At 70.0% G+C, this 19,346-nt stretch carries 15 protein-coding genes; 12 read left to right on the plus strand and 3 right to left on the minus strand.

Features of this window, described 5'->3' with window-relative positions; all coding sequences use genetic code 11:
- Positions 1-155 precede the first annotated feature (155 nt).
- Positions 156-2,708, plus strand: coding sequence for a RelA/SpoT family protein (locus ACFZDC_RS28860; protein ID WP_391328538.1), 2,553 nt, complete (start codon positions 156-158; stop codon positions 2,706-2,708).
- A 63-nt stretch (positions 2,709-2,771) separates the two neighbouring features.
- Here ACFZDC_RS28860 and ACFZDC_RS28865 read toward each other — a convergent pair whose 3' ends face one another.
- Together ACFZDC_RS28865 and ACFZDC_RS28870 are read right to left on the minus strand one after the other, a co-directional pair.
- Positions 2,772-4,001 (minus strand): DUF349 domain-containing protein, encoded by a 1,230-nt coding sequence (locus ACFZDC_RS28865; protein WP_391328540.1) that lies wholly within the window; start codon positions 3,999-4,001, stop codon positions 2,772-2,774.
- Positions 4,002-4,146: 145 nt separating this feature from the next.
- A complete protein-coding gene (locus ACFZDC_RS28870; protein WP_391328542.1) occupies positions 4,147-4,974 on the minus strand; it encodes a peptidylprolyl isomerase in 828 nt (275 codons plus the stop codon).
- 179 nt (positions 4,975-5,153) lie between these two features.
- Here ACFZDC_RS28870 and ACFZDC_RS28875 point away from each other — a divergent pair, with 179 nt between their 5' ends.
- The 5 genes from ACFZDC_RS28875 to rpsD all read left to right on the plus strand — a co-directional run bounded on the left by ACFZDC_RS28875 (position 5,154) and on the right by rpsD (position 10,373).
- Positions 5,154-5,861: an MBL fold metallo-hydrolase gene (locus tag ACFZDC_RS28875; RefSeq protein ID WP_391328544.1), complete on the plus strand. Its 708-nt coding sequence runs from the start codon at positions 5,154-5,156 to the stop codon at positions 5,859-5,861.
- A gap of 13 nt (positions 5,862-5,874) precedes the next feature.
- Complete coding sequence (gene hisS, locus ACFZDC_RS28880; RefSeq protein WP_391328546.1) at positions 5,875-7,137, plus strand: histidine--tRNA ligase; 1,263 nt, start codon at positions 5,875-5,877, stop codon at positions 7,135-7,137.
- A 205-nt stretch (positions 7,138-7,342) separates the two neighbouring features.
- Complete coding sequence (locus tag ACFZDC_RS28885; protein ID WP_391328548.1) at positions 7,343-7,999, plus strand: vitamin K epoxide reductase family protein; 657 nt, start codon at positions 7,343-7,345, stop codon at positions 7,997-7,999.
- A 61-nt stretch (positions 8,000-8,060) separates the two neighbouring features.
- Positions 8,061-9,416 (plus strand): AAA family ATPase, encoded by a 1,356-nt coding sequence (locus ACFZDC_RS28890; RefSeq protein WP_391328550.1) that lies wholly within the window; start codon positions 8,061-8,063, stop codon positions 9,414-9,416.
- 342 nt (positions 9,417-9,758) lie between these two features.
- Positions 9,759-10,373, plus strand: coding sequence for a 30S ribosomal protein S4 (rpsD, locus tag ACFZDC_RS28895; RefSeq protein WP_391328552.1), 615 nt, complete (start codon positions 9,759-9,761; stop codon positions 10,371-10,373).
- Positions 10,374-10,394: 21 nt separating this feature from the next.
- Here rpsD and ACFZDC_RS28900 read toward each other — a convergent pair whose 3' ends face one another.
- The gene (locus ACFZDC_RS28900; RefSeq protein ID WP_391328554.1) at positions 10,395-12,560 is read right to left on the minus strand and encodes an AAA family ATPase; all 2,166 of its coding nucleotides are present in this window, start codon (positions 12,558-12,560) and stop codon (positions 10,395-10,397) included.
- 171 nt (positions 12,561-12,731) lie between these two features.
- Here ACFZDC_RS28900 and ACFZDC_RS28905 point away from each other — a divergent pair, with 171 nt between their 5' ends.
- From ACFZDC_RS28905 to ACFZDC_RS28930, 6 genes are all read left to right on the plus strand, one after another.
- Positions 12,732-13,175, plus strand: coding sequence for a DUF948 domain-containing protein (locus ACFZDC_RS28905; RefSeq protein WP_391328780.1), 444 nt, complete (start codon positions 12,732-12,734; stop codon positions 13,173-13,175).
- A gap of 9 nt (positions 13,176-13,184) precedes the next feature.
- Positions 13,185-13,550: a hypothetical protein gene (locus ACFZDC_RS28910; RefSeq protein WP_391328556.1), complete on the plus strand. Its 366-nt coding sequence runs from the start codon at positions 13,185-13,187 to the stop codon at positions 13,548-13,550.
- Positions 13,550-16,222 carry an alanine--tRNA ligase gene (gene alaS / locus ACFZDC_RS28915; protein ID WP_391328558.1) on the plus strand — a complete coding sequence of 891 codons (2,673 nt, stop codon included), beginning with the start codon at positions 13,550-13,552 and terminating at the stop codon, positions 16,220-16,222. Before ACFZDC_RS28910 ends, alaS begins: the two co-directional genes overlap by 1 nt.
- A gap of 14 nt (positions 16,223-16,236) precedes the next feature.
- Positions 16,237-16,701, plus strand: a complete 465-nt coding sequence (gene ruvX, locus ACFZDC_RS28920) for a Holliday junction resolvase RuvX (protein ID WP_391328560.1) — start codon at positions 16,237-16,239, stop codon at positions 16,699-16,701.
- 124 nt (positions 16,702-16,825) lie between these two features.
- Positions 16,826-18,514: an endolytic transglycosylase MltG gene (gene mltG, locus ACFZDC_RS28925; protein ID WP_391328562.1), complete on the plus strand. Its 1,689-nt coding sequence runs from the start codon at positions 16,826-16,828 to the stop codon at positions 18,512-18,514.
- The gene (locus ACFZDC_RS28930; protein WP_391328564.1) at positions 18,495-19,334 is read left to right on the plus strand and encodes a shikimate dehydrogenase; all 840 of its coding nucleotides are present in this window, start codon (positions 18,495-18,497) and stop codon (positions 19,332-19,334) included. The genes mltG and ACFZDC_RS28930 overlap by 20 nt, the downstream gene beginning before the upstream one ends.
- The last annotated feature ends 12 nt before the right edge of the window (positions 19,335-19,346 follow it).

The raw sequence follows: 19,346 nt of genomic DNA on the forward strand, positions 1-19,346 counted from the left end.
CTCGACGTCGCCTCCCGGAATCCCTCGGCGGTCCCTCGCGTTGCACGGGTAGACGGTCCTCACTTCCGCCTGAAGGCGATGACAGGGCGCAGGATCGCTACCATGGGGTCTCCGGAACCTGACCGGGGGACCCGGATCGCGCACGAGGAGCCCTCTTGCCAGACGAGGCCCAGCACCTGACCGCCGCCAAGCCCGAGTCCGTCTCGGCAGCCGCGGCCAAGCCCGCGCCGAACGTGTCGAACGCGAAGAACGACACCCGCGGGCCGGTCGAGCACGCCCAGTCCGCACCCGTGGAGAAGGCTGCTGCCGAGGTCGCGCGTCCCAAACCGGCCCTCACTGGCGACTCCGCCCGAGCGGGGGGACCCCCATCGCCCGTGCGCCCCGCTGCAGGCCAGGCCGCCCGCACCGGCTCCTCCAACCGTGTCCGTGCCCGCCTCGCCCGCCTCGGCGTCCAGCGCGCGAACCCGTACAACCCCGTTCTGGAACCGCTGCTGCGGATAGTGCGCAGCAACGATCCGAAGATCGAGAACTCGACGCTCCGGCAGATCGAGCGCGCCTATCAGGTCGCCGAGCGCTGGCACCGCGGCCAGAAGCGCAAGAGCGGCGACCCGTACATCACGCACCCGCTCGCCGTCACCACCATCCTCGCCGAGCTGGGCATGGATCCGGCCACCCTCATGGCGGGGCTGCTGCACGACACCGTCGAGGACACCGAGTACGGCCTCGACGACCTGCGCCGCGACTTCGGTGACGTCGTCGCCCTGCTCGTCGACGGCGTCACCAAGCTGGACAAGGTCAAGTTCGGGGAGGCCGCACAGGCCGAGACCGTGCGCAAGATGGTCGTGGCGATGGCCAAGGACCCGCGCGTCCTGGTCATCAAGCTCGCCGACCGCCTGCACAACATGCGCACCATGCGCTACCTCAAGCGCGAGAAGCAGGAGAAGAAGGCGCGCGAGACGCTGGAGATCTACGCGCCGCTCGCTCACCGGCTGGGCATGAACACCATCAAGTGGGAGCTGGAGGACCTCGCGTTCGCGATCCTCTACCCCAAGATGTACGACGAGATCGTGCGGCTGGTCGCCGAGCGGGCGCCCAAGCGGGACGAGTACCTCGCCATCGTCACCGACGAGGTCCAGGCCGATCTGCGGGCCGCCCGGATCAAGGCGACCGTCACCGGACGCCCGAAGCACTACTACAGCGTCTACCAGAAGATGATCGTCCGCGGTCGCGACTTCGCGGAGATCTACGACCTGGTGGGCATCCGCGTCCTCGTCGACACGGTCCGCGACTGCTACGCGGCCCTCGGCACGGTGCACGCGCGATGGAATCCGGTCCCGGGCCGGTTCAAGGACTACATCGCGATGCCCAAGTTCAACATGTACCAGTCGCTGCACACGACGGTCATCGGCCCCAATGGCAAGCCCGTCGAGCTGCAGATCCGCACGTTCGACATGCACCGGCGCGCGGAGTACGGCATCGCCGCGCACTGGAAGTACAAGCAGGAGGCCGTCGCCGGCACCTCCAAGATCCGTACCGACGCGCCCAAGACGTCCGCCAAGGACAAGGACGCCATCAACGACATGGCGTGGCTGCGTCAGTTGCTCGACTGGCAGAAGGAGACCGAGGACCCCAGCGAGTTCCTGGAGTCCCTGCGCTTCGACCTGTCCCGCAACGAGGTCTTCGTCTTCACGCCCAAGGGCGACGTCATCGCGCTCCCGGCCGGCGCCACCCCGGTCGACTTCGCGTACGCCGTCCACACCGAGGTCGGCCACCGCACCATAGGAGCGCGGGTCAACGGCAGGCTCGTACCGCTCGAATCCACCCTGGACAACGGCGACTTGGTGGAGGTCTTCACCTCCAAGGCGCCCGGCGCCGGTCCGTCCCGCGACTGGCTCGGGTTCGTCAAGTCGCCGCGCGCCCGCAACAAGATCCGGGCCTGGTTCTCCAAGGAGCGCCGCGACGAGGCGATCGAGCAGGGCAAGGACGCCATCGTGCGCGCCATGCGCAAGCAGAACCTGCCCATCCAGCGCATCCTCACCGGCGACTCCCTCGTCACGCTCGCGCACGAGATGCGCTACTCGGACATCTCCGCGCTGTACGCGGCGATCGGTGAGGGCCATGTCTCCGCACAGAACATCGTGCAAAAGCTCGTCCAGGCCCTCGGCGGCGAGGAGGCCGCCACCGAGGAGATCGACGAGACGGTCCCGCCGTCCCGCGGTCGCAGCCGCAAGCGCCGCTCCAGCGCCGACCCCGGCGTCGTGGTCAAGGGCGTCGACGACGTGTGGGTCAAGCTGGCCCGCTGTTGCACGCCCGTCCCCGGCGATCCGATCATCGGCTTCGTGACGCGCGGTAGCGGTGTATCGGTTCACCGCAGCGACTGTGTGAACGTGGAGTCACTGTCCCGGGAGCCGGAGCGCATCCTCGACGTCGAGTGGGCGCCCACCCAGTCCTCGGTCTTCCTGGTCGCCATCCAGGTCGAGGCCCTCGACCGCTCCCGCCTGCTGTCGGACGTCACCCGCGTCCTGTCCGACCAGCACGTCAACATCCTCTCCGCGGCCGTCCAGACCTCGCGCGACCGGGTGGCCACCTCCCGCTTCACCTTCGAGATGGGCGACCCCAAGCACCTCGGCCACGTCCTGAAGGCCGTACGGGGCGTGGAGGGCGTGTACGACGTCTACCGCGTGACCTCGGCGCGCAGCCGGGCGTAGGAACGAACGCCGAAGGGCCCCGTACGCACCGTACGGGGCCCTTCGCACGCGGTAGGCGGGGATTCAGCCGCCGAACTCCTGCAGACCCTTCAGGGCCTGGTCCAGGAGCGCCTGGCGGCCCTCCAGCTCACGCTCCAGCTTGTCGGCCTTGGAGTTGTTGCCTTGGGCGCGCGCCTGCTCGATCTGGGCCGTCAGCTTGTCCACGGCGGCCTGCAGCTGACCGGTCAGACCCTCGGCACGCGCGCGTGCCTCCGGGTTGGTCCGGCGCCACTCGGCCTCCTCGGCCTCCTGGAGGGCCCGCTCGACCGCGTGCATCCGGCCCTCGACCTTCGGACGCGCGTCCCGCGGGACGTGGCCGATGGCCTCCCAGCGCTCGTTGATCGAGCGGAAGGCGGCCCGGGCGCCCTTCAGATCCGCGATCGGCAGGAGCTTCTCGGCCTCCTCGGCCAGCTCCTCCTTGAGCTTCAGGTTCTCCGTCTGCTCGGCGTCCCGCTCGGCGAAGACCGAGCTGCGGGCCGCGAAGAACACGTCCTGGGCACCGCGGAAGCGGTTCCACAGGTCGTCCTCGTGCTCGCGCTGGGCGCGGCCGGCGGCCTTCCACTCCGCCATCAGGTCGCGGTAGCGCGCCGCCGTCGGACCCCAGTCCGTCGAGCCGGACAGCGCCTCGGCCTCGGCGACCAACCGCTCCTTGGTCTTGCGCGCCTCCTCGCGCTGCGCGTCCAGCTGCGCGAAGTGCGCCTTGCGGCGCTTGGAGAACGCCGACCGGGCGTGCGAGAACCGGTGCCACAGGTCGTCGTCGGACTTGCGGTCCAGACGCGGCAGCCCCTTCCAGGTGTCCACCAGCGCCCGCAGCCGCTCACCGGCGGCCCGCCACTGGTCGGACTGCGCGAGCTGCTCGGCCTCGGCGACCAGGTCCTCCTTGGCCTTGCGGGCCTCGTCGGACTGCTTGGCGCGCTGCGCCTTGCGCTCCTCGCGCCGGGCCTCGACCGTCTTCACGAGCTTGTCGAGGCGGGTCCGCAGCGCGTCCAGGTCGCCGACCGCGTGGTGCGCCTCGACCTGCTCACGCAGGTGGTCGATCGCGGTCTGGGCGTCCTTCGCCGACAGGTCGGTGGTCTGTACTCGCTTCTCGAGGAGGCCGATCTCGACAACCAGGCCCTCGTACTTGCGCTCGAAGTAGGCCAGCGCCTCCTCAGGGGAGCCGGCCGCCCAGGAACCGACGACCTGCTCGCCATCGGCCGTACGCACGTACACGGTCCCCGTCTCGTCGACGCGGCCCCACGGGTCGCTGCTCACAGCGCCTCCTCCACATGATGCCTGCGGTGGGCCTCAGCACCCCCGGGCATCGTCCACAGTTTCGTCACGGCCAACATAGGCGACCAGCGGGTTACCTGTCCGCATCCAGCACGACCGAAATTCCGCAGTTGGCCGTCTTGATCGGTCAGGACTTGGCGACCGTCGCCTTGTTGATCACGACCGTCGCGTTCGGGGCACCGTCACCCGCACCCGTGTTCTCACCCGCGGCCGCGATCTTGTCCAGGACCTTCAGGCCGGCCGCGTCGATCGTCCCGAACGGCGTGTAACTGGGCGGCAACGGGCTGTCCTTGTAGACCAGGAAGAACTGGCTGCCACCGGTGTGCTTCTGACCGGTGTTGGCCATCGCCACGGTGCCCGCCGGGTACTTGTTGGCCTTCAGGGCCGCGTCCTTCAGGTTCTCGTCCGGGATCGTGTAGCCCGGGCCGCCGCTGCCGAGACCCGTCGGGTCGCCGCACTGCAGCACGTAGATGTCGTTCGTCGTCAGGCGGTGGCACTTGGTGTGGTCGAAGAAGCCCTTGCCCGCAAGGAAGTTGAACGAGTTCACGGTGTGCGGGGCCGCCGACGTCTTCAGCGCGACGTCGATGTCACCGCACGTCGTCGCGAGCTTCATCGTGTACTTCGCCGACGTCTCGATCGTCATCGCCGGTTCCTTCTTCCAGCTCAGCTTCTTGATCGAGCCCGCAGCCGGCTTCTGGCAGGGGTCCGGCGCCTTGCTGCTCGGGGACGCGCTCGGCGTGACGTCGGCGCCGGCGTTGGTCTTCTTGTCGTCGTCGCTGTTCTTCAGCACCCCGGTCGTGTACAGCGCGACGCTGCCGATCACGACCACGCCGAGGACCGACGCGATCACGGAGTTGCGCATGCGCGCCTTGCGTCGCGCACTGGTGCGCCGCTGCTGCTGCCGCAAGAACTTCTCCCGGGCGAGCTGACGCCGCCGCTGCTCCTGGCTGACCACCGGGTTCTCTCCTCATGCGTGTCGTGTGTCGACCGGTACGCGTGTGTCCTGTGAGCCGACAGCCGTGTGTAGCCCCGTACCGTATATGGGTTCGCTGAGGAAACGGCAGCGCCGGTAGGCTCTGGACCACGGGCTGACCGCCCGCAAGCCCTCCCGAATCGACACAACGAAGGACGATCGTGCTCATTGCCGGGTTCCCCGCCGGGGCCTGGGGGACGAACTGTTATCTCGTCGCCCCCGCCGCCGGTGAGGAGTGCGTGATCATCGACCCGGGCCACCAGGCCGCCGAAGGAGTCGAGGAAACGCTCAGGAAGCATCGGCTCAAGCCCGTCGCCGTCGTCCTCACCCACGGCCACATCGACCATGTGGCCTCGGTCGTCCCCGTGTGCGGCGCGCACGATGTACCGGCCTGGATCCACCCCGAGGACCGGTACATGATGAGTGACCCCGAGAAGGCGCTCGGCCGGTCCATCGGCATGCCGCTGATGGGCGAACTGACCGTGGGGGAGCCCGACGACGTCAAGGAGCTGGCCGACGGCGTCACCCTCGAGCTCGCCGGGCTGGAGTTCTCCGTCGCGTACGCGCCGGGCCATACCAAGGGGTCGGTGACCTTCCGGATGCCCGAGACCGTGGACATCCCCTCGGTCTTCTTCTCCGGGGATCTGCTGTTCGCCGGCTCCATCGGACGCACCGATCTGCCGGGTGGCTCCATGGAGGACATGCTCGACTCGCTGGCCCGCGTGTGCCTGCCGCTCGAGGACTCCACCGTGGTGCTGTCCGGCCACGGTCCCCAGACGACCATCGGCCAGGAGCGCGCCACCAACACTTACCTGCGGCAGGTGGCGGCCGGCCAGGGAGCCTTCCAGGCTCCCCGACGAGGAATGTGACGAGAGAGCTTCCGTGAGTACCTTTCAGGCCCCCAAGGGCACCTACGACCTGATTCCGCCCCGTTCCGCCAAATTCCTCGCGGTACGCGAGGCGATCGCGTCCCCGCTGCGCAACTCCGGCTACGGCTACGTCGAGACGCCCGGCTTCGAGAACGTGGAACTGTTCGCCCGGGGCGTCGGTGAGTCCACCGACATCGTCACCAAGGAGATGTACGCCTTCGAGACGAAGGGCGGCGACAAGCTGGCGCTGCGTCCCGAGGGCACCGCCTCCGTACTGCGAGCCGCGTTGGAGGCCAATCTGCACCGCCAGGGCAACCTGCCGGTGAAGCTCTGGTACTCGGGCTCGTACTACCGCTACGAGCAGCCGCAGGCGGGCCGCTACCGCCACTTCTCCCAGGTCGGCGCCGAGGCGATCGGCGCCGAGGACCCGGCGCTGGACGCCGAGCTGATCATCCTGGCCGACCAGGCGTACCGCTCGCTCGGTCTGCGCGACTTCCGCATCCTGCTGAACAGCCTGGGCGACCGGGAGTGCCGCCCGGTGTACCGAGCGGCACTGCAGGACTTCCTGCGCGGCCTGGACCTGGACGAGGACACGCGCCGGCGCGTCGACATCAACCCGCTCCGGGTCCTCGACGACAAACGTGAGTCGGTCCAGAAGCAGCTGACGGGCGCGCCGCTGCTGCGCGACTACCTGTGCGACGCCTGCAAGGCGTACCACGAGGAGGTCCGCGAGCTGATCACCGTGGCGGGCGTGGCCTTCGAGGACGACCCGAAGCTGGTGCGCGGCCTGGACTACTACACCCGCACCACGTTCGAGTTCGTGCACGACGGTCTGGGCTCCCAGTCCGCGGTGGGCGGCGGCGGCCGCTACGACGGCCTGTCCGAGTTGATCGGCGGTCCCGCGCTGCCGTCCGTGGGCTGGGCCCTCGGCGTCGACCGCACGGTCCTCGCCCTGGAGGCCGAGGGGGTCGAGCTGCAGATCCCGTCCTCGACCAGCGTGTACGCGGTGCCCCTCGGCGAGGAGGCCCGGCGGGTCCTGTTCGCGAAGGTCACCGAGCTGCGCAAGGTCGGTATCGCGGCGGACTTCTCCTACGGCGGCAAGGGCCTGAAGGGCGCCATGAAGAACGCCAATCGCAGCGGGGCCCGCTACGCCCTCGTCGCCGGTGAACGCGACCTCGCCGAGGGTGTCGTGCAGCTCAAGGACATGGAGTCCGGCGAACAGACGGCGATCGGCGTCAACGAGATCGTGGCCGAGCTGGAGTCGCGGCTCGGATAGCCGCACGCGCGCGTGGGCGCCGGATGCCCCGAGGGGCGTCCGGCGCCTTTGTCGTGCGCCGGTACAAAAGGCTGTCCGGAACCGAGCACGCGGTGCTCGTCGTACGTACATCCTTATGCGGAGCGAACGGTGCCCACCCGCGCGCGTGCGGCACAATGACCCGTGCCCGAAGATGGTCCAACTCTCAAGTGACGGAATCGGCGTGATGAGCAAGACGACAGTCAAAGACGTCTCCACGGAGCCCGGTCCCGAGCGTGCCGCCGACGCACCCCGCGCGGTGGGCGGCAGCCGCGCGTTCGCCCTGCTGCTGGTGATCACCGGCGCGGCCGGACTGCTAGCGGCCTGGGTCATCACGCTCGACAAGTTCAAGATCCTCGAGGCGAAGGTCGCCGGCAAGACCTTCACCCCCGGGTGCAGCCTGAACCCGATCGTCTCCTGCGGCAGCGTCATGGAGAGCAAGCAGGCCGCCGCCTTCGGCTTTCCGAACCCCATGCTCGGCCTGGTGTGCTACGGCATCGTCATCTGCGTCGGCATGAGCCTGCTGGCCCGCGCCCGCTTCCCGCGCTGGTACTGGCTGACCTTCACCTTCGGCACGCTCTTCGGCGTCGCCTTCTGCACCTGGCTGCAGTTCCAGTCCCTGTACCGGATCAACGCGCTGTGCCTGTGGTGCTCGCTGGCCTGGGTCGCCACGATCACGATGTTCTGGTACGTCACCTCGTTCACCGTCCGCAACGACTTCCTGCCGTCCCCGCGGTGGCTGAAGTCCTTCTTCGGCGAGTTCACCTGGGTGCTGCCGGTCCTGCACGTCGGGATCATCGGCATGCTGGTCCTGACCCGCTGGTGGGACTTCTGGACCAGCTGACGGCCCGGGCCTCCCCGGCCGCCCGGACCTGATTGTCAGTGCGGTGTTCTAGGGTTTCAGCGTGGAACCCGACCTCTTCACCGCCGCAGCGGAAGAACGCCAGGAGAAGGACCCGGCAGCCAGCCCCCTGGCCGTGCGGATGCGCCCGCGCACGCTCGACGAGGTCGTGGGCCAGCAGCATCTGCTGAAGCCCGGCTCGCCCCTGCGCCGGCTGGTCGGCGAGGGCAACGGTGGCCCCGCCGGACCGTCCTCGGTGATCCTCTGGGGCCCGCCAGGCACCGGCAAGACGACGCTGGCCTACGTCGTCTCCAAGGCCACCGACAAGCGGTTCGTGGAGCTGTCCGCGATCACCGCGGGCGTCAAGGAGGTCCGTGCGGTCATCGACGGCGCCCGCCGCGCCGCCGGCGGCTTCGGCAAGGAGACCGTCCTCTTCCTGGACGAGATCCACCGCTTCAGCAAGGCCCAGCAGGACTCCCTGCTCCCCGCGGTCGAGAACCGCTGGGTCACCCTGATCGCGGCGACCACGGAGAACCCGTACTTCTCGGTGATCTCCCCGCTGCTGTCGCGCTCCCTGCTGCTCACCCTCGAACCCCTCACCGACGACGACATCCGGGCACTCCTGAGGCGCGCCCTCACCGACGATCGCGGGCTGAGGGACGCCGTCGCCCTCCCCGAGGACACGGAAACCCACCTCCTGCGCATCGCCGGCGGCGACGCCCGCCGCGCCCTGACCGCCCTGGAAGCGGCCGCCGGGGCGGCCCTCGACCAGGGTGCGACCGAGGTGGGTCTGGAGACCCTGGAGCGGACCGTCGACCGGGCCGCGGTGAAGTACGACCGTGACGGTGACCAGCACTACGACGTCGCCAGCGCCCTCATCAAGTCGATCCGCGGCTCGGACGTCGACGCGGCCCTGCACTACCTGGCCCGCATGATCGAGGCCGGCGAGGACCCCCGGTTCATCGCCCGGCGTCTGATGATCTCCGCCAGCGAGGACATCGGCCTGGCCGACCCGAACGCCCTGCCGATCGCGGTGGCCGCCGCCCAGGCCGTCGCCATGATCGGTTTTCCCGAGGCCGCCCTCACTCTCAGCCACGCCACCATCGCGCTCGCGCTCGCCCCCAAGTCCAACGCCGCGACCACCGCGATCGGCGCCGCGATGGAGGACGTACGCAGGGGCCTGGCCGGACCGGTCCCGCCACACCTGCGCGACGGGCACTACAAGGGCGCCGCCAAGCTCGGCCACGCGCAGGGGTACGTCTACCCGCACGACCTGCCCGAGGGCATCGCCCAGCAGCAGTACGCCCCGGACGCCATCAAGGACCGCGAGTACTACACGCCGACGCGGCACGGCGCCGAGGCGCGGTACGCGGACGCGGTGGAGTGGACCAGGCAACACCTCGGTCGCAAGCGGTCCTGAGCACCCTGTAGACTGCCCCGAAGTGCTGAGTCCCGAGTCCGGACCTCCGCAAGGAGAACCGGCACCACCAGAGCGGGACATCCAGCCGGAACCCCACGACCGCGAGGACGCGGGGATCCAGGAGCGTCGCGCACCGTCGAACGGTGTCGCGGGCAGCCCACCACCACCCGGAGCTCCGGGAACGGTCGGTGGGCCACTCGCGTGCTGCACGTATGTGCCCAGACCAGGGAGCGGCTGCCCGGCCCGTCCTTCCGGACAGGCGGGGTTTCCCAGGCTGCGGATGCGACCTCCCCTAACCCTGGTGAAGCCGTATTCGCATAAGAAACACGAGGTGTCGGTTCCATGGCGAACCAGTCCCGCCCCAAGGTCAAGAAGTCGCGTGCCCTCGGCATCGCGCTGACCCCGAAGGCCGTCAAGTACTTCGAGGCCCGCCCCTACCCGCCGGGTGAGCACGGCCGCGGCCGCAAGCAGAACTCGGACTACAAGGTCCGTCTGCTCGAGAAGCAGCGCCTGCGCGCGCAGTACGACGTGTCCGAGCGCCAGCTCGTCCGCGCCTACGAGCGTGCCTCCAAGGTCCAGGGCAAGAGCGGTGAGGCCCTGATCATCGAGCTCGAGCGCCGTCTCGACGCGCTGGTCCTGCGTTCGGGCATCGCCCGCACGATCTACCAGGCCCGCCAGATGGTCGTCCACGGCCACATCCAGGTCAACGGCCAGAAGGTCGACAAGCCGTCCTTCCGTGTCCGCCCGGACGACGTCGTGCAGGTCCGCGACCGCTCCAAGGACAAGACGCTCTTCCAGATCGCCCGTGAGGGTGGCTTCGCCCCCGACGGCGAGACCCCGCGCTACCTGCAGGTGAACCTCAAGGCCCTGGCGTTCCGCCTGGACCGTGAGCCCAACCGCAAGGAGATCCCGGTGATCTGCGACGAGCAGCTCGTCGTCGAGTACTACGCCCGCTGACCCCAGCCCCGGCGCAGCACCTCAGCCCGCCGTCTCCCCGCCCTTCCGGGTGGGCGAGGCGGCGGGTTCGCGTTTCCCCGCCTCACCGCGGGCGTGCGAGACCGGCCCGCGGGGCGCCGGCAGCCCCCGCAGCGGCCTAACGCCGCCGTGCCCCAGCGCCCGGGTCACGGCCGCCTCCCGGGCGAGCCGCGCCCCCTCACGCACACACTCCTCGTACCGCCCGTCGCCGAGGGCCTGCCGGGCCGTCGCCTCGCACAGCTCGTGCGGGGCGTTGAAGTACGCCGAGCCGAACAGCGGCAGGCCCACCAAGGGCCACAGCCGCCCCGCGGCGCCCTGCAGGACCGCCGCCTCCTCCGGATCGCCCTGGCTCGCCGTGACCAGGGCCAGCAGCTCGATCGACAGTACCGAGCCCAGCAGGTCGTGGAAGGCGTGCGCGGTGTCCAGGCAGTCCTCGAGCAGTTTCCGCGCGCCCGCCGTGTCCCCGTCCCGCCAGGCCGCGTAGGCCAGCACGTACTGCGCGTACGAGCGGGCCCACCGCTCCCCGTGGTCCTCGCACACCCGGCGGACGTCCTCGCACAGCCGCACCGCCTCCGGCAGGTCCCCCTGGAACGCCCGCGCCATCGCCAGCTCCACCTGGCCCATCAGGACGTTGCTGTTCAGCTCGCCGATCTCCTGGTAGCGGTCCAGCGCCGACCGCAGCAGCGTTTCTGCGCGTGCCATGTCGTCCGTGACCAGGGCCAGGCAGCCGGCGCGGTGCTCCGCGTACGCAACCGCCGCCTCGTCCGCGACCCGCTCCGCCTGCTCCCGGCACTCCCGCAGCGCGGCCAGCGCCGGCACGGCGTCGCCCTGCAGGATCGCCACGTAGCCGAGCACCCAGAGCGCCTTCAGCCGGGACCGCTCGTACTCCGAGTCCAGCTCCACGCTGCGCTCCAGCCACCGCCGGCCCTCCGACAGCCGCCCGCAGCCGGCCCAGCAGAACCACAGCGAGCCCGCCAGGTACTGGCCCAGATGTGCCTCGTCCGGCTCGGACAGGCAGAACTCCAGGGCCGCCCGCAGGTTCGGCAGCTCGGCCTCGACCCGCGCGGCCACCTCGCGCTGCCGGGGCGAGAACCACTCCAGCTCGCACCAGGTCGCCAGGCCCAGATACCAGTCCCGGTGCCGCCGCCGCAGCCGGGCCGCGTCCCCGGTCGCCCCCAACCAGTCGGCGCCATAGGCCCGGACGGTGTCGAGCATCCGGTAGCGGGGGCCGGTCGGGCTCTCCTCGCGGGTCAGCACCGACTGGGCGAGCAGCTCCGCGAGCACGTCCAGGACGTCCTCGGTCGGCAGCCCGTCGCCGCTGCACACGTACTCGGCCGCCTCCAGGTCGAAGGTCTGCGCGAACACCGAGAGCCGCGCCCACAGCAACCGCTCGGCCGGCGTGCACAGCTCATGGCTCCAGCCGATCGCCGTGCGCAGCGTCTGATGGCGGGGCAGGGCGTCCCGGCCCCCGCCGGTCAGCAGCCGGAACCGGTCGTCGAGACGCTGCAGCAGCTGGGCCGGCGACAGCGCCCGCAGCCGCCCCGCGGCCAGCTCCACGGCCAGCGGGAGGCCCTCCAGCCGACCGCACAGCTCCCGCACCGCCGGGCAGTCGTCCACCCGCAGCCCGTGCTGCCCTGCCCGGTCCGCGAACAGCTCCACCGCCTCGTCCTCGCCCAGCGGGGCCAGCGGGAACAGCCGCTCGCCCGCCAGTCCCAGCGGCCGCCGTCCCACCGCCAGCACCCGCAGCTCCGGCAGCCTGCGGAGCAGTTCGGCCACCAGCTCGGCGCAGGCCTCCACCAGGTGCTCGAAGCCGTCCAGCACCAGCAGGACGCGCCGGGCGGCGAGGTGGGCCACCAGGGTCTGGACGGGCGTGCGCGTGGTGTGATCGGTCAGCCCCAGCGCCTCGACCACCGCGTACTGCACGAACTGCGGATCGCGCACCGGCGACAGCTCCACCTGCCACACCCCGTCCCGGGGCGCCGACCGTGCCGCCGCACGGGCCGCCAGGCGGGACTTGCCCACGCCGCCGGCCCCCGTCACGGTGACCAGCCGGGCCGCCTCCATCGCCCTGGCCAGTTCGGCCAGTTCGGCCGAGCGGCCGACGAAGGTGGTGGGTTCAAGGGGGAGATTGCCGCGCGTTGAGGGGCCGGGGCACTGAGGACCTCGCATGGGACACGGAGCGTACTGAACCGTGTTCATTCCGTACAATCGCTTCCCGCAACTCCACGGGCCGCCGACCGTAATCCGGTACGGAGCCCCACGCCCGGCGCGATAGGCTCGGTGCACTGCTTTTTCATGGTTCCGATGTTCAGAGCATGTTTCAGGGAGCGGGTGCGCACAGTGTCCGGTGGAGAGGTGGCCGGGATCCTGGTGGCCGTCTTCTGGGCGATCCTGGTCTCCTTCCTCGCGGTCGCACTGGCGAGGCTGGCCCAGACGCTCAAGGCGACCACCAAGCTCGTGGCGGACGTGACCGATCAGGCCGTACCGCTGCTCGCCGACGCCTCGGCGGCCGTGCGCTCCGCGCAGACCCAGATCGACCGGGTCGACGCCATCGCCTCCGACGTCCAGGAGGTCACGTCGAACGCCTCCGCCCTGTCGACCACCGTCGCCTCCACCTTCGGAGGCCCGCTGGTCAAGGTCGCGGCCTTCGGCTACGGCGTCCGCCGGGCCCTGGGCGGCCGCAAGGAGGACGTGCCGGCGAAGTCGCCCCGGCGTACCGTGATCGTGGGCCGCACGGTCCCTGCCGCACGACGCAAGCGAAACCTCCGCGGGAAGAGGGACTGAGACCGAGCGATGTTCCGCCGTACGTTCTGGTTCACCTCGGGTGTCGCCGCCGGTGTGTGGGCCACCACCAAGGTCAACCGCAAGCTGAAGCAGCTGACCCCCGAAAACCTCGCCGTCACCGCGGCCAACAAGGCCCTGGAGACCGGTCAGCGCCTGAAGGACCGCGCGGTCGGGTTCGCGCTCGACGTCCGCGACAACATGGCGCAGCGCGAGGCCGAACTGGGGGAGGCGCTGGGTATCAACGCGGACCCCGGACTCCACGCGGACCCCGGACTCCCCGCGCCCCGGCGGCACGCCGCCATCGAGAAGGACCGCAGCAACCCGAAGTACATCGAGAACACGACGTACTCGTACAACCGGAATGAGGACCACTGATGGAGTCGGCCGAGATTCGCCGCCGCTGGCTGAGCTTCTTCGAGGAGCGCGGGCACACCGTCGTCCCTTCGGCGTCGCTCATCGCGGACGACCCGACTCTGCTCCTCGTCCCCGCCGGCATGGTTCCCTTCAAGCCCTACTTCCTGGGTGAGGTCAAGCCGCCGTTCCCGCGCGCCACCAGCGTGCAGAAGTGCGTGCGCACGCCCGACATCGAAGAGGTCGGCAAGACCACGCGCCACGGCACGTTCTTCCAGATGTGCGGCAACTTCTCCTTCGGCGACTACTTCAAGGAAGGCGCCATCAAGCTCGCCTGGGAGCTGCTCACCAGCCCCCAGGACAAGGGCGGTTACGGCCTCGACCCCGAGCGCCTGTGGATCACCGTCTACAAGGACGACGACGAGGCCGAGCAGATCTGGCACGAGGTCATCGGTGTGCCCAAGGAGCGCATCCAGCGCCTGGGCATGAAGGACAACTTCTGGTCCATGGGCGTCCCCGGCCCCTGCGGCCCCTGTTCCGAGATCAACTACGACCGCGGCCCCGAGTTCGGCGTCGAGGGCGGCCCCGCCGTCAACGACGAGCGGTACGTGGAGATCTGGAACCTCGTCTTCATGCAGTACGAGCGTGGCGAGGGCACCGGCAAGGACAACTTCGAGATCCTCGGGGACCTGCCGAGCAAGAACATCGACACGGGTCTCGGCCTCGAGCGGCTCGCCATGATTCTGCAGGGCGTGCAGAACATGTACGAGATCGACACCTCCATGGCCGTCATCGACAAGGCCACCGAGCTGACCGGTGTGGCCTACGGCGACGCCCACGACTCGGACGTGTCCCTCCGCGTGGTCACCGACCACATGCGCACCGCCACCATGCTCATCGGCGACGGCGTCACCCCCGGCAACGAGGGCCGCGGCTACGTCCTGCGCCGGATCATGCGCCGCGCCATCCGCAACATGCGCCTGCTCGGCGCCACCGGTCCGGTCGTCAGGGACCTGATCGACGTCGTGATCGGCATGATGGGCCGGCAGTACCCGGAGCTGGTCAGCGACCGCGAGCGCATCGAGAAGGTCGCCGTCGCCGAGGAGAACGCCTTCCTGAAGACGCTGAAGGCCGGCACCAACATCCTCGACACCGCCGTCACCGAGACCAAGCAGGCCGGTGGCACGATCCTGCCCGGCGACAAGGCCTTCCTGCTCCACGACACCTGGGGCTTCCCGATCGACCTCACCCTGGAGATGGCCGCCGAGCAGGGCCTCTCCGTGGACGAGGAGGGCTTCCGCCGCCTGATGAAGGAGCAGCGGGAGCGCGCCAAGGCCGACGCCCAGGCCAAGAAGACCGGCCACGCCGACATGGGCGCCTACCGCGAGATCGCCGATTCCGCCGGTGCCACCGACTTCATCGGCTACAGCGACACCGAGGGCGAGACCACGATCGTCGGCATCCTCGTCGACGGAGTCTCCTCCCCGGCCGCCATCGAAGGCGACGAGGTCGAGATCGTCCTGGACCGCACCCCGTTCTACGCCGAGGGCGGCGGCCAGATCGGCGACACCGGCCGCATCAGGGCCGACTCCGGCGCGATCATCGAGGTCCGCGACTGCCAGAAGCCGGTCCCGGGCGTCTACGTCCACAAGGGCGTCGTCCAGGTCGGCGAGGTGACGGTCGGAGCCAAGGCCCACGCCTCCATCGACGCCCGCCGCCGCAAGGCCATCGCCCGCGCCCACTCGGCCACGCACCTGACCCACCAGGCCCTGCGTGACGCCCTCGGCCCGACGGCCGCCCAGGCCGGTTCCGAGAACCAGCCCGGCCGCTTCCGCTTCGACTTCGGCTCGCCGTCCGCCGTCCCGACGGCCGTGATGACCGACGTCGAGCAGAAGATCAACGAGGTGCTCGCCCGCGACCTGGACGTGCAGGCCGAGGTCATGGGCATCGACGAGGCCAGGAAGCAGGGCGCCATCGCCGAGTTCGGCGAGAAGTACGGCGAGCGCGTCCGCGTGGTCACCATCGGTGACTTCTCCAAGGAGCTGTGCGGCGGCACGCACGTGCACAACACCGCCCAGCTGGGTCTGGTGAAGCTGCTCGGCGAGTCCTCCATCGGCTCCGGTGTCCGCCGTATCGAGGCCCTCGTCGGTATGGACGCCTACCACTTCCTCGCCCGCGAACACACGGTCGTCAACCAGCTGACCGAGCTGCTCAAGGGCCGCTCGGAGGAGCTGCCGGAGAAGATCTCCTCGATGCTCGGCAAGCTGAAGGACGCCGAGAAGGAGATCGAGAAGTTCCGCGCCGAGAAGGTGCTGCAGGCCGCCGCCGGTCTCGCCGAGTCCGCCAAGGACGTCCGCGGTGTCGCCGTCGTCACCGGTCAGGTGCCGGACGGCACCACGCCGGACGACCTGCGCAGGCTGGTCCTCGACGTGCGCGGTCGCATCCAGGGCGGCCGGGCCGCCGTGGTCGCCCTCTTCACGGTCAACAACGGCAAGCCGCTGACGGTCATCGCCACCAACGAGGCCGCGCGCGAACGCGGTCTCAAGGCCGGTGACCTGGTCCGCACGGCCGCCAAGACCCTCGGCGGCGGCGGGGGCGGCAAGCCGGACGTCGCCCAGGGCGGCGGCCAGAACCCGGCCGCCGTGGGCGATGCCGTCGACGCCGTCGAGCGACTCGTCGCCGAGACCGCCAAGTAAGGAAACGGTCGGAAATGCGCAGAGGCCGCCGCCTCTCGATCGACGTCGGAGACGCCCGGATCGGGGTCGCCTCGTGCGACCCCGACGGGATCCTCGCCACCCCGGTGGAGACCGTCCCCGGCCGGGACATCCCCGCCGCCCACCGCCGGTTGCGTCAACTGGTGGAGGAGTACGAACCGATCGAGGTCGTCGTCGGACTCCCTCGCTCCCTCAAGGGGGGCGAGGGCCCGGCCGCGCTGAAGGTCCGCACCTTCGCCCAGGAGCTCGCCCAGGGCATCAAGCCCGTGCCGGTCCGGTTGGTGGACGAGCGGATGACGACCGTGACGGCCAGTCAGGGGCTGCGCGCCTCGGGGGTGAAGTCCAAGAAGGGCCGCGCCGTGATCGACCAGGCCGCCGCCGTCATCATTCTGCAGCAGGCCTTGGAATCCGAACGGGTGTCAGGTAAAGCACCCGGCGAGGGCGTCGAAGTGGTCATCTGATCGCGATACGGTAACGTTCCGCGCGATGCGGCGGTGTTCGAACAGCCGCCGCACAGCAAAAGAGGCGGAACGGAAGCCGGGGCACCGGCCGCGCGACCGTCGGCCTCGCGGCTCTAGGGGATCGATGACTGAGTATGGCCGGGGCCCTGGCTCCGAACCGTGGCATCCGGAGGACCCGTTGTACGGGGACGGCGGATGGGAAGGGCAGCAGGCGCACGTCGGCCATCAGTCTGCCTACGGCGGCCAGCCGCAGCAGCAGTACCCGCAGCAGCCGCAGTACGGCGACTGGACCCAGGAGCAGCAGCCCGGATACGACCAGCAGCAGTACCAGTACTACGACGAACAGGGTCATCAGCACCAGGGCCAGCAGTACGCCGGCCAGGACCAGCAGTACACGGTGCCCACGCAGCAGCAGTACCACCAGGGCGGCTGGGACGCGACGGGCACCCACGGCCATGTGCCGTACGCGGCCGACCCCGGCGACCCGTACGGCCAGCAGCCCGTGGCCTACGGCGGGGAGCAGCCCGACTTCTACGGCACCGAGGACGCCTACCCTCCGCCGCAGCCGCCCGGCCGCAGGCGGCCCGAGCCGGCACCGGGGCCGGACCCCGGCGCGGACGAGGAGGAGCACGCCTTCTTCGCGGGAGGCGGCGGCGACGAGGACGCCGAGGACGAGGCCGTCAGCCGTAGCGGCCGTGGCGAGCGGCGCGGTAAGAAACCCGTCAAGAGCAAGAAGCGGCGCACCGGCTGCGCCTGCATGGTGGTCGTCCTGGTCTTCGGCGGCGGCCTCGGCACAGTCGGTTACTTCGGCTACAAGTTCTACCAAAATCGTTTCGGCGCCGCGCCGGACTACGCGGGCGACGGCATCAACGAGACGGTCACCGTCGAAATCCCCAAGGGTGCGGGCGGCTGGGAGATCGGCCGCCGGCTGAAGGCGGCCGGGGTCGTCAAGAGCGCCGACGCCTTCGTGCACGCACAGGGACAGAACTCCAAGGGCGACCAGATCCAGGCCGGCGCCTATCTCCTGAAGAAGGAGATGTCCGCCGCCAGTGCCGTGCAGCTGATGCTAGACCCGAGGAGCCAGAGCAATGTGCTCGTCAAACCGGGCGAGCGCAATGCCGAGGTCTATCAGGCCATCGACAAACAGCTCGGCATCGCCTCCGGCACCACCAGGAAGGTCGCCAAGGGGCAGTACAAGACCCTCGGTCTGCCGAGCTGGGGGCGGAGCATCAGCGCGGTCCGGGACCCGCTGGAGGGCTTCCTCTTCCCGGGCACCTATCCGGCCGCGAAGGGCATGAAGCCCGACGCGATCCTGAAACAGATGGTCGCCCAGGCCAAGGAGAAATACGCGGCCTACGGCCTCACGACGAAGGCCCGGGCACTGGGCCTGGACAACGCGTTCCAGCTCGTCACGGTCGCGAGCCTGGTCCAGGCGGAGGGCAAGACCCACGACGACTTCCGCAAGATGGCGGAGGTGGTCTACAACCGTCTCAAGCCCTCCAACACGGAGACCAACCAGCTGCTGCAGTTCGACTCGACCTACAACTACCTCAAGGGCACGAGCAACATCCACATCTCCGAAAAGGAGATCAACAGCAACCGGAACCCGTACAACACCTACACCAACAAGGGACTTCCGCCCGGCCCGATCGGCAATCCCGGCGAGGACGCGTTGAGGGCGGCACTGAATCCGACGCACGACGGCTGGATCTATTTCGTGGCGACCGACGGTACGACCAATACCGAATTCGCCAAGACTTACGAAGAATTCAAGCAGCTCAAGGACAAATTCAATGCCACCTCGGGCAACTGACGCCCGCCGGGCCGCCGTGCTGGGTAAGCCCATCGCCCACTCCCTCTCCCCGGTGCTGCACCGGGCGGCCTACGACGCACTCGGGCTCACCGACTGGTCGTACGACCGCTTCGAGATCGACGAGGCCGCCCTGCCCGGCTTCCTCGAGAAGCTCGGGCCGCAGTGGGCGGGGCTGTCGCTGACCATGCCGCTGAAGCGGGCGGTCATCCCGCTGGTGGACGAGGTCAGCGAGACGGCCGCCTCGGTCGACGCCGTCAACACCGTGATCTTCACCGAGGACGGCCGCCGCGTCGGCGACAACACCGACATCCCGGGCATGGTGGCCGCCCTGCGCGAGCACGGCATCGAGGAGGTCGAGTCCGCGGCGATCCTCGGCGCCGGCGCCACCGCCTCCTCCGCCCTCGCCGCCCTCGCCCGGATCTGCACCGGCGAGGTGGTCGCCTACGTCCGCAGCGAGGCCCGGGCCGCCGAGATGCGCCAATGGGGCGAACGGCTGGAGGTGGACGTCCGCACGGCGGACTGGACGGAGGCGGAGCGTGCCCTGCGCGCCCCCCTGGTGATCGCCACCACCCCCGCCGGGACCACCGACGCCCTCGCCGCCGCCGTACCCGAGCGCCCCACCACCCTCTTCGACGTGCTCTACGACCCCTGGCCCACCGAGCTGGCGGCCCGCTGGTCCATGTTCGGCGGCGCCGTGGTCAGCGGCCTCGACCTGCTGGTCCACCAGGCCGTGCTGCAGGTCGAGCGGATGACCGGCCGCTCCCCGGCCCCGCTGGAGGCCATGCGCCGCGCCGGCGAGAAGGCGCTCGCCGCGCGCTGACGCGCCGGCCGG

This window comes from Streptomyces sp. NPDC007905 (assembly GCF_042959345.1).
Classification (GTDB): Bacteria; Actinomycetota; Actinomycetes; order Streptomycetales; family Streptomycetaceae; genus Streptomyces.

Bases quoted from the DNA above. Each gene is read 5' to 3' on its own strand.
- ACFZDC_RS28885 (WP_391328548.1), top strand. From the start codon at position 7,343: ATGAGCAAGACGACAGTCAAAGACGTCTCCACGGAGCCCGGTCCCGAG.
- rpsD (WP_391328552.1), top strand. From the start codon at position 9,759: ATGGCGAACCAGTCCCGCCCCAAGGTCAAGAAGTCGCGTGCCCTCGGC.
- ACFZDC_RS28900 (WP_391328554.1), bottom strand. From the start codon at position 12,560: ATGCGAGGTCCTCAGTGCCCCGGCCCCTCAACGCGCGGCAATCTCCCC.
- ACFZDC_RS28910 (WP_391328556.1), top strand. From the start codon at position 13,185: ATGTTCCGCCGTACGTTCTGGTTCACCTCGGGTGTCGCCGCCGGTGTG.
- alaS (WP_391328558.1), top strand. From the start codon at position 13,550: ATGGAGTCGGCCGAGATTCGCCGCCGCTGGCTGAGCTTCTTCGAGGAG.
- ruvX (WP_391328560.1), top strand. From the start codon at position 16,237: ATGCGCAGAGGCCGCCGCCTCTCGATCGACGTCGGAGACGCCCGGATC.
- mltG (WP_391328562.1), top strand. From the start codon at position 16,826: ATGACTGAGTATGGCCGGGGCCCTGGCTCCGAACCGTGGCATCCGGAG.
- ACFZDC_RS28930 (WP_391328564.1), top strand. From the start codon at position 18,495: ATGCCACCTCGGGCAACTGACGCCCGCCGGGCCGCCGTGCTGGGTAAG.